Origin of the sequence: Companilactobacillus futsaii JCM 17355, from assembly GCF_001435505.1 — a bacterium.
Taxonomy (GTDB): Bacteria; Bacillota; Bacilli; order Lactobacillales; family Lactobacillaceae; genus Companilactobacillus; species Companilactobacillus futsaii.
On sequence record NZ_AZDO01000016.1, the window covers coordinates 1 to 9,569 of the forward strand.

A 9,569-nucleotide genomic window follows, 5' to 3' on the forward strand; every position below is an offset into this window, starting at 1 on the left:
AACTTTTCTTTATTTTTCCAAAGTGGCTAACTTGTTCTTGCAATTTGCGAATCATAATAATTTTTAAATAACGGTAAAGAATCTATAATGGTATTTGTATAAACATCTATGATTAGTTTCAAAGGAGATTACCATGGAAAAGAAAATGTCATCATTGTCTGCCTTGGGTATGTTGATTACTCTAGGTATTGTTTATGGCGATATTGGTACTTCGCCACTATACGTTATGAACGCCATTATCAATGACGCTGGCACGATGGCTGATACTAAGCCTGAATACATTCTAGGCAGTGTTTCATTGATTTTTTGGACGTTAATGTTAATCACTACACTAAAATACGTGTTAATTGCTATGAAAGCTGATAATAACAACGAGGGCGGGATCTTTGCACTCTATGCTTTAGTCAAAGCCAAAAAATGGTTGATCATTCCCGCTTTGATCGGTGGTTCCGCCTTGCTTGCCGATGGTACTTTAACGCCCGCTGTTACCGTTACTTCAGCTATGGAAGGTGTCAAAGGGCAACAATTTGGCAATTTTGTTTTTTCTAATAAACAATCGACCGTTTTGGTAATCGTAACGATAATCTTGCTAACCATTTTTATCATTCAAAAATTCGGTACTGAAAAAATCGGTCGTTCTTTTGGTCCAATTATGCTTATTTGGTTCAGTTTCATCGGACTAGCCGGATTATTTAATTTGCTGGGAGATTTAAGTGTTCTCAAAGCACTGTCTCCCATTTATGCTATCAAAGTTTTATTCAGCCCCGTCAACAAAGTTGGTATCTTCATTCTCGGCAGTGTCTTTCTAGCTACGACAGGTGCTGAAGCTTTGTACTCCGATATGGGACAAGTTGGTAAGCACAATATTTATGCGACCTGGCCTTTCGTTTATTTGATGTTAATGCTGAATTATCTAGGTCAAGCAGCTTGGGTAATTGCTAATTTTCAAAACAAACAGTACAATCACATTTCTGGAATTAATCCTTTTTATGAGATGTTGCCAGGTAGCTTCAAGATTTTTGCTATTATCATTGCCACGTTGGCTGCCATTATTGCTTCTCAAGCTCTAATAACCGGTTCCTATACCTTAGTTCAAGAAGCCATTGGTTTGAAAATACTACCTCGTCTCAAAGTTAAATTCCCCGGCAAAGTTCAAAGTCAGCTCTACATTGAATCAGTCAATTGGTTGCTTTGTGCTATTACTATTAGCATCGTTTGGAGATTCGGCACCTCAGAACACATGGAAGCAGCTTATGGTTTAGCAATTACTTTAACAATGCTGATGACTACTCTACTCTTGCATCAATTCTTGATCATGAAAAAGCACCCCATTGGTGCCAATATTTTCTTAGTCACTTTCTTCGCTATTGAAGGACTATTCTTGATTTCTAGTTTGGTCAAATTCATCCACGGTGGCTACGTTACAGTCATCATAACGATGGCAATCTTAGCAATCATGGTCATTTGGTACTTCGGAAATAAGCGCCGTGATGCCCATATGGCCGAGAGTGAAAACGTTAATCTGTTAGACTTCATTCCCCAATTAGAAAAACTCAGTCAAGATTCTTCGATTCCAACTTATGCTACCAATTTGGTTTATATGACAAAACTGGGCAAAGATTATTCCATTAAGCGCTCAATTATTTATTCGATCTTGGATCAAGATCCTAAAAGGGCTAAAGTCTATTGGTTCATTACTGTCAATCAAACTGCTGCTCCATATGAATGCAACTACTCAGTCGATATGATGAACACTAGAAATGTCGTTAATGTAACCTTGAACCTCGGTTTTAAAAAATCGCAACACGTTAATATTTATATTCGCCAAATCATCAACAGTCTATTGGACAAAAACATTATCGATCAACAAGCTCCAACTTATTCTATGGTGCCTAATCGCCGCGTGGGCTCTTTCAAATTTGTCATTCAAAATCAACAGTTCCAAGATCTTGGAGCCCAAATTTATATGAGTAGTTTAGATAGAATGCTGATTGGCGGACGTCTTTTACTACAAAATATTACAGTGCCACCAGCTCTTTGGTACGGTTTAGAATTCAGTGACGTGGTTGAAGAAAAGGTTCCTCTATTCTTAGGTAATCATACTGATCAATACTTAACTGAAAAAGAAATTCGTCATAACGTGAAATAAAAAAGAGACCCTACGGTCTCTTTTTTACAATACTTGTGCACCTAAACTATCTTTAAAATGTCCTAAGGCCCATTTGTGTCCAGCTTGATTAAACGATGCGACTGCATTTTCATGAACAATAATATTGTAATTTAAATTGTAAGCATCTACGGCTGTATGCAAAACGCAAATGTCTGTACAAACACCAACTAAATGCAATGTATCAACCTTTCTTTCACGTAATCTAATATCAAGATCAGTTCCAGCAAAGGCGCTATAACGAGTCTTATCAAACAATTTAACTTGTTCGTTATCGTTATGGTCGTTATACCAATCTTTCAAACCACCGTATAATTCTCTTCCCCAAGTTCCGCGAACATTGTGCGGTGGGAAAAGTTTTGTTTCAGGATGATATGGATCATTTGGTTTATGGACATCAGTTGGGAACCAAACAAAATCATCATTTTGATACATTCTTTCTGCTAAATCGAAGATCTTGGATTCAATTGCCTGACCTGGCTCTTTACAAGTCAAAGCCCCATCATCAGCTACAAAATCATTCGTATAGTCGATAATCAGTAATGCTTGATGTGTAGACATAATTTTCCTACTTTCTTCTAAATATTTAGTTATACCAAGATTATTCAAAAGAACCTTACAGAAGTCAATTTATCCAACTCTTTGTAAAGAAAATTTACATTCAAACGTGTGTTATAATCACTCTAATCAAAGGCTAGGGGCGTTCATCATGCATAAAAAATATCGTGAACCTATCAATAAAAAATATTTAATTATTTCATTGGTTGCCGTGTTTATTTTCGCAACTGTCTTATCTATTTTCACTTTCAAAATGTCTAATCAAACAACAACTAAGGCGCCAACAACTGAATACAAAGCTATTAGAAAAAATCTCGATCACAAATTCAATCAAAATGGCAAAGTAGTTACGATCAAAGAAGATCACAACATCAATGATGATACGAGTAAGCATCCCCATACGGTTATTATTGTTCGCTTAACTGATAAGCAAACTCAAAAATATCTAAAAACTTCCTTTGAGGCGGTCCAGAACAACCAAGCGACTGACGATCAGAAGGATTATGTTCGCGCCTTACAAAATATCATCGCTAATCAAGCTAAGAAATTAGACAATGATTATGATGTTATACAATTTGTCTATCAAGATGGCAAATCCTTTGTCCCGGTAGCCAGTTCACAAAAGAATCGTAATTTAATCAAACTAGTCAGCACAAAATAAAAAACGACCAATTGGTCGTTTTTTTACATAAAGGGATCATTTCTACCCATGTAATAACCTTCGTCAAAGCCAGCATCATAATCACTATTACCTAAATCTGAACCACTACCAGGATGATTATGCATGTATTTCCAAATTAGATAAATAAGAAGAATGGCAACTATTGTTCCTAAGGCATACAAAATTCTATTTCTTACTCGTTTTATATCTGCTAGATCTTTAGATTCCAATTTTTTTGAACTTTGAGCTACATCTTGTAACTTCGGCTCCAGACGATTTGCTAATGAAAACAAAGCTTTGATTTGCGTATCTTCATCACTAGATTTGAAATCATTTGCCAGTCCTTTTCTAAGTTTCCAAAACATTAGATCCGTTATATAACGGTCTGCTTGTTCAGACGCACTGAAAAAGACTTTTTTATCCTTTAAATCTAAAATTAAATAATTACTCTCATTATCGATATCGTCATTGTCTAATCGCATATCGATATATTTTTCTCGACCGTACAATAGATAGCCCACATTACTGCCGATATTGCCAATAATATTAGAGGATGCATCGTTTGAATGAACATCAGCACCAGTTATTTGGACAAACTCTTTGATATCAGCTGCGTCATCAAAAATTAAAACATAGAGTTTTTGTGGATGAGGTTCAGTATAAATACCACTATTGATACTATCGAGTTGATCGTATTGAACATTAGTAATGAACTCCTTGTTCTCATAAACGTAATCGCCTGTATTAGGACCACCGAAACCATCTGCTTGTACGTCTTGTGTTGAATACAAAATACCGATAAAAGCTAACAACGTTGCCAGTAAATATCTAAATTTCATAATCCATCCTCCATACTTAGACAATATCACTTAATCTTTAATTTGGGACAAAAAATAAGGCATAAAAAAATCCCAGATTTATCTCATCTAGGATCAAAAAGTTTAATCAGCGTCGTTCTCGCTTTCTTCTTCTTTTTTCTTAGTTATTGTTTCATCAAATGTGATAATCTTTTGGGCAATTTCTTGAGGTTTTTCCATCATTGCTAAATGACCGGCACCCTTAATATCTTCTATTTGTAGATCAGGTACACGACCGATAGAAGCCTTAGCATCTTTGATACCATTTTCCGTTAAAATTTGATCCCCATCGCCAAACATAGCCAAAGTTGGAATCTTAACTGCACGCAAACGTTTATTTAAAGCTTTTTCTTCCAAATAGTCCATTGGCATCTTTTGCAAAAATTTAACTGTCTTGTGATCAACTAAGTTCGCCGCTTCGTCAACAACCTTAGGATTTTCTAAACTACTGCGATCAAAATCCTTATCAAAATACAAAGCTGATTTAACTGGTGACTTAGCAAGCTTCCCTAATAATGGAATACTTGCTACAGACGAATGAGCGTCCATGTCAGCGTATTTGTCGTTAGCTGGTGTATTTAATAGGACCAGCTTAGAAATTGTAAATCCACGCAATTCTGCCATGTTAACGGCTACTAAACCACCAAAGCCATAGCCGAAGATAACTAATTTGTCAGTGATCTTCAATCTAGCAATAGCTTCTAACATATTCCATGCTTCTGCATCGATCGTATAATGATCATTTTTGGCCTTAGTTGATTTACCTTGGCCTAATAGATCAAGCGCTACAACCGTATATTTGTCTTTTAGATAGGGAATAATTGAGTTGAAATACTCAAGCGAGCCACCAAGACCGGGTACTAGAACGATAATACTCTTAGTATTGATACCTCTGATTAGATTTGTGTTTACACTGCCCTCAGATGTAGATAATATTTTTTCCAAATTTTTCTGCCTCTTTAGTTTTTTCTCTTATTAAAAAATATACCTAACTTGTGAAGATTTTGCATTGATTCTAGAAATTTTTAATTTATTTTTATTTAATGACACTATTTTATTGACAATTTACTAAAAATGAATTAGATTGGACTAGACCAGAAAGATAGAGATGGGAGATTAATAAGATGAACATAATTAAAGTAAAAGATCAACAAATGGGTGGAAAAGAAGCTTTCAACTTAGTTAAAGCTGATATTGAAAATGGTGCTAAAGTTTTGGGATTAGCAACAGGTAGTAGCCCAATTACACTTTACAACGAAATGACAAGCAGCGACATTGATTTTTCAAATATGACATCTGTTAACTTGGATGAATATGTTGGTCTTGAAGCTGATAACGAACAAAGTTACCACTACTTCATGAACGAACACCTATTCAGCAAGAAACCTTTTAAGAATTCATATGTTCCTGATGGTTCAAACCCTGACGCAGAAGCTGCTACAAAAGCTTACGACAAGATTATTGAAGACAACCCTATTGACCTTCAAATTCTTGGTATCGGTAGAAATGGTCACATCGGTTTCAACGAACCAGGCTCACCATTTGATGGCAAAACTAGAAAAGTTGGTTTGACAGAATCAACAATCGAAGCTAACACACGTTTTTTCGAAAATGAAAAAGATGTTCCACGCTTTGCTTACTCAATGGGTATCGGTTCAATCATGAAAGCTAAGAAGATCGTTCTTCTAGCTTACGGCGAAAACAAAGCTGACGCTATTGCTGCTACTGTTGACGGCCCTGTTACTGAAGACTGCCCAGCAAGTGCTTTACAAAACCACCCAGATGTAACAATCATCGTTGATGAAGCTGCTGCATCAAAACTTAAATAATTGATAAATCCAACGATAGTCCTAATTAATTTTAGGGCTATTTTTTTCGCAAAAAAAGCATTGATATCACTATCAATACTTTTTGTCTATCTTATAAGTTAGCTTTAATTTCTGTAACAATTTGTTCCGGCGTCAATTTAAATTCATGCCACAATTCAGCCGTCGTTTCATGATCATTGAATCGTTTAGCAGCACCAAAGTTTAAAGTGCGCATCTTAGTATTGCCATAGAAACGACTAATCTTTTCACCAAAACCACCGCTCAAACTAGCCTCTTCTAGAGTAACTACTAGTTGATGATTCTTTTTTAAATCGATTAAAGTTTTTTCATCTAATTTTGAAACATCACGTGGATCAATCACCGTTGCATCAACGTCAAGTTGTTGTTGGACTTCTTCAGCTAAAGGCAACAAACTACCAACACCTAAAATTGCAACTTTTTGACCAGCATGCAAAACATTCATCCTATGTGCATCAAAATCAGCTAATGGTGCTGAATGTACGCCATTACTTGGAACTCTGATGGCAACCGGACCATTATTTTGATGTAAAGCATAATGCATCATGGCTTGTAATTCTTCTTTAGTCGTTGGAGCTAGATAAGTCAATCCTGGAATATTACTCAACATCGCTAAATCAAAGATTCCTTGGTGAGTTGGATCTCCAGCACTATTGCTGCCTCCAGAAACCATAATCGTAACTGGTAATTTGTTAATACCTAAATCGTGTGACAATTGATCATAAGCTCTTTGCAAGAATGTCCCAGATTCAAAAGCAATTGGACGTAATCCCATCTTTGCTTGCCCGGCAGCTAAAGTAATTGACTCTTGTTCAGCAATACCAACATCAAAATAATTCTTAGGATGCTTTTTGCCAAAACGTTTCAAATCATAAGTTCCAGGGATAGCCGCCGTGATGGCAGTGATTGGTGTACCTGCCGTAAATTCTTTTTCAAGTTGTTCGTGAATTACGTCAGTATATGTTTCACCAGTCACTGGATGTAAAGTTTTTCCAGTAGCTAAATCAAATGGTACGTGCCAGTGAAAAGCTTCTTTATGGTCGACAGCTGGTTCATACCCATGTCCCTTTTCTGTGTGAACGTGTAAAACGATTGGATGATCAACGTCTTTGATTTCCTTAAATGTCTTTAGCATCGTCTCTAAATCATTACCATTTTCGACATAACGATAGTCAAGTCCCATAGCTTTAAAGATATTGTGAGAACTTTGACCATTAGTTTCGCGCAGTTTTTTGAGTCCTTCATAAAGGCCACCATGGTTTTCAGCGATTGCCATGCCATTATCATTAACTAAAATAATCAAATTAGACTTTAATGTGGAAGCAATATTCAGTCCTTCCAAAGCTAAACCACCTGATAATGATCCGTCATCAATCACCGCCATAACGTTACCCGTTTTACCTTCTAAATCTCTAGCACTAGCCATACCAGTTGCTAAAGCAATTGAAGTTGAGGTATGACCAATGTTGAAGAAATCATGAGGACTTTCCTCTGGCTCAGTATAACCACTGACGTCATCGAAATGGTCTTTATCAAGCCAAGCTTGTTTTCTACCTGTCAAAATTTTATGCGTATACGATTGATGCGAAACATCCCAGACGACTTTATCGATTGGTGAATTAAAAATTGTATGAAAGGCAATCGTCAATTCAACCACACCTAAGTTTGGTCCGACATGTCCCCCAGTTTGACTAACTTTATTCAATAGAACGTGGCGTATTTCAGCAGCTAATTGAGTTAGTTGTTCAAGTGATAATTTTTTCAAATCAGCTGGTTTGTTGATTGTATTTAAAATTGGTGTATCCATTAGTTTCCTCGCTTCTTTAAATATCGATAAATTAATTCTAGGTCCTAAACCTAACTTTAGATCAAGAAATAAATTGAAGTTTATTGACAAAATATCTTAACGACAAGTAACCTAGTACAGTTGTGTTAAATTTTTAGGTGGTATTTGTTAATTATGAAAGAAAAATTATTTAAGAAAGCCGACTACAAACAATTCGTAGCTGGTGATGCTCAATTTGAAAAAGTTTTAACGCGTAATAATCTGATTTCCATGGGTATCGGAGCTATTATCGGGACGGGAATCTTCATTCTACCCGGTATCGTTGCTTATGGAACTGCTGGACCAGGAATTACGATTTCCTTTATTTTAGCCGCAATTGTCTGTATTTTAACAGCAATGTGTTTTGCAGAATTATCTTCCACTTTTCCAGTAGCCGGTAGTACTTATTCCTACGGTAGTATTATCTTTGGTCAATTTCCCGGCTGGTTGATTGGTTGGGCTTTATGCTTGGAATATATTTTAGGAGTATCAGCTGTTTCTTCAGGATTTTCGGCTTACTTTGTCAGTCTATTCAATAGCTTCGGCATTATCTTACCTAAAGCTCTCGTTGGTCCATTTGATCCTAGTCGTGGTAGTTTTATTAACTTACCAGCAATAATCGTTCTACTCTTGATTTATTTCCTTTTGCGTCGTGGTATACAAGCTTCAACACGAATGAACACCGTTATGGTTTTCGTCAAAATTGCTGTTGTTTTAACTTTTATCGGTGTAGGTTTATTTTATATTAAACCAGCTAATTATCATCCCTATTTTCCAATGGGAGGTTTTGGCGTTGTCAAAGGAGCTGCCTTAGTTTTCTTTGCTTATTTGGGATTTGATGTTATTCCATCATCAGCACCGGAAGTCAAAAATCCTCAAAAAAACATTCCTATCAGTATCATGGTTTCATTAGCCGTCTGTGCATTTTTGTACGTTCTTTTATCTTTTGTTTTAACAGGAATGGTCAATTACAAATCACTAAATTACGCTGACCCAGTAGTATTCGCTTTAAACTATGTCAAATTAGGCAAACTAGCCTTCTTGATCACCATTGGTGCTTTAGCAGGGATGTTTACTATGATGCTCAACACGGTTTATGGTGGTTCACGTTTAATTTATGCTCTAGGTCGTGACAAAATGATTCCAGAAGCATTCGGTAAAATTGACAAAAAGGCTAAGATGCCTATTCTATCTCTCAATACGATCACTATCTTGGCGGTTTTATTAGGTGGTTTTGTGTCACTTAACGAACTCACTAGTTTAGTTAATATCGGAACTTTAGTTTCCTTTACTTTCGTAGCTTCAGGCATTATCAAATTACGTCATCGCAAAGACGTTCCCGACAGTGAATTCAAAGTTCCCTTTTATCCTTGGCTACCAATCATTTCAGTTATTCTTTGTGTTTTATTGATGACCCAAGTTAGCATTAATTCTTGGATTACCTTTATCGCTTGGTTTGTGATTGGAATAATTGTCTATTTCGCTTACGGATATAAAAAAGTCAACTGATTATTGTATCGTTATAACGATTGAATCTAAAAAAATCTGACGAAAAAGGTTCCTTCTTAAGTTAGTTTAGTAGTAATATGCCGTCCTCCAATTTGGCTGGAATGCACTCTGCCTTGTCAAGTTGACATTTCAATGAAATTAAAAT

At 36.1% G+C, this 9,569-nt stretch carries 8 protein-coding genes; 4 read left to right on the top strand and 4 right to left on the bottom strand.

Annotated features, from left to right (window positions below):
• The first annotated feature begins 133 nt into the window (after nucleotides 1-133).
• Entirely contained in the window at nucleotides 134-2,149 is a 2,016-nt protein-coding gene (locus tag FC88_RS02175) for a KUP/HAK/KT family potassium transporter (RefSeq protein WP_057812328.1), read from the top strand.
• A 24-nt stretch (nucleotides 2,150-2,173) separates the two neighbouring features.
• On the opposite strand, the gene FC88_RS02180 is transcribed toward FC88_RS02175, so the two are convergent.
• Nucleotides 2,174-2,728 (bottom strand): cysteine hydrolase family protein, encoded by a 555-nt coding sequence (locus tag FC88_RS02180; protein ID WP_057812330.1) that lies wholly within the window; start codon nucleotides 2,726-2,728, stop codon nucleotides 2,174-2,176.
• Between the two features lie 148 nt (nucleotides 2,729-2,876).
• Here FC88_RS02180 and FC88_RS02185 point away from each other — a divergent pair, with 148 nt between their 5' ends.
• Complete coding sequence (locus FC88_RS02185; protein ID WP_057812332.1) at nucleotides 2,877-3,386, top strand: hypothetical protein; 510 nt, start codon at nucleotides 2,877-2,879, stop codon at nucleotides 3,384-3,386.
• Between the two features lie 23 nt (nucleotides 3,387-3,409).
• Here the strand turns inward: FC88_RS02185 and FC88_RS02190 are convergent, their stop codons facing one another.
• Entirely contained in the window at nucleotides 3,410-4,225 is an 816-nt protein-coding gene (locus FC88_RS02190; RefSeq protein ID WP_057812334.1) for a hypothetical protein, read from the bottom strand.
• A 102-nt stretch (nucleotides 4,226-4,327) separates the two neighbouring features.
• On the bottom strand, nucleotides 4,328-5,188 hold the full coding sequence (locus tag FC88_RS02195) for an alpha/beta fold hydrolase (protein ID WP_057812336.1): 861 nt from the start codon (nucleotides 5,186-5,188) through the stop codon (nucleotides 4,328-4,330).
• 179 nt (nucleotides 5,189-5,367) lie between these two features.
• Here FC88_RS02195 and nagB point away from each other — a divergent pair, with 179 nt between their 5' ends.
• Complete coding sequence (nagB, locus tag FC88_RS02200; protein ID WP_057812338.1) at nucleotides 5,368-6,072, top strand: glucosamine-6-phosphate deaminase; 705 nt, start codon at nucleotides 5,368-5,370, stop codon at nucleotides 6,070-6,072.
• A 91-nt stretch (nucleotides 6,073-6,163) separates the two neighbouring features.
• Here nagB and FC88_RS02205 read toward each other — a convergent pair whose 3' ends face one another.
• Nucleotides 6,164-7,897 carry a 1-deoxy-D-xylulose-5-phosphate synthase gene (locus tag FC88_RS02205; RefSeq protein WP_057812340.1) on the bottom strand — a complete coding sequence of 578 codons (1,734 nt, stop codon included), beginning with the start codon at nucleotides 7,895-7,897 and terminating at the stop codon, nucleotides 6,164-6,166.
• A 153-nt stretch (nucleotides 7,898-8,050) separates the two neighbouring features.
• On the opposite strand from FC88_RS02205, the gene FC88_RS02210 reads away from it, so the two are divergent.
• Nucleotides 8,051-9,424 (top strand): amino acid permease, encoded by a 1,374-nt coding sequence (locus FC88_RS02210; RefSeq protein ID WP_057812342.1) that lies wholly within the window; start codon nucleotides 8,051-8,053, stop codon nucleotides 9,422-9,424.
• Nucleotides 9,425-9,569: the final 145 nt, after the last annotated feature.

Bases quoted from the DNA above. Each gene is read 5' to 3' on its own strand.
- FC88_RS02205 (WP_057812340.1), bottom strand. From the start codon at position 7,897: ATGGATACACCAATTTTAAATACAATCAACAAACCAGCTGATTTGAAA.
- FC88_RS02175 (WP_057812328.1), top strand. From the start codon at position 134: ATGGAAAAGAAAATGTCATCATTGTCTGCCTTGGGTATGTTGATTACT.
- FC88_RS02190 (WP_057812334.1), bottom strand. From the start codon at position 4,225: ATGAAATTTAGATATTTACTGGCAACGTTGTTAGCTTTTATCGGTATT.
- FC88_RS02210 (WP_057812342.1), top strand. From the start codon at position 8,051: ATGAAAGAAAAATTATTTAAGAAAGCCGACTACAAACAATTCGTAGCT.
- FC88_RS02180 (WP_057812330.1), bottom strand. From the start codon at position 2,728: ATGTCTACACATCAAGCATTACTGATTATCGACTATACGAATGATTTT.
- FC88_RS02185 (WP_057812332.1), top strand. From the start codon at position 2,877: ATGCATAAAAAATATCGTGAACCTATCAATAAAAAATATTTAATTATT.
- nagB (WP_057812338.1), top strand. From the start codon at position 5,368: ATGAACATAATTAAAGTAAAAGATCAACAAATGGGTGGAAAAGAAGCT.